This is a genomic window from Mesorhizobium sp. M1A.F.Ca.IN.020.06.1.1, assembly GCF_004023265.1.
GTDB lineage: Bacteria > Pseudomonadota > Alphaproteobacteria > Rhizobiales > Rhizobiaceae > Mesorhizobium.
The window spans coordinates 1-537 of the sequence record NZ_RZSR01001731.1; the positions used below are offsets into that span (position 1 = coordinate 1).

The following is a 537-nucleotide window of genomic DNA, read 5'->3' on the forward strand; positions in this document are numbered from 1 at the left end:
GTAGACGATGATGCCTGCATCCTCCGCCATGGCCGGTCCGGCAATCAGGCCGAGGGCCAGCGCGGCGGCGCCGGCAAGAGTGGAAAAGGCAGTTTTCATGGGCATCGTCCTCAAATCTGCAGACAGGGGTTCGGGCTCAGGCGCACCTATAAATACCTGATTACAATAGTCAACATTCCGGCCTGCTTCAATCGGTCGCCGTGCCGCAAACTTTCGTGATTTTCCGGTACTTTGGCTTGGACATTATTTCGCCGGACACGTAACAAACCAGGGCCGAGACGCGAACATCGGGGGTAAACTCTTGTGACCGGCAAGGACGAGGCCGAGCTTTCCCGGCTGCTCAGGGCCGCGATCGCGGGAGACGAAAGGGCTTACGCCGACTTTCTTCACCGGATAGCCGCTCTCGTTCGTGGCTTCGTCCGGCGCAAGATCGTCCAGGGCGGGGTCGACCCCGAGGATGTCGTGCAGGAAACCTTGCTGGCCATTCACGTCAAAAGGCACACGTGGCGAGAAGACGCGCCGGTGCTGCCATGGGTC

The 537-nt window shown here is 60.1% G+C and carries 1 pseudogene; it reads left to right on the forward strand.

Annotated features, from left to right (window positions below):
* Positions 1-303: 303 nt before the first annotated feature.
* A pseudogene (locus EOA60_RS36590) lies at positions 304-537 on the forward strand (sigma factor); the annotation flags it as partial.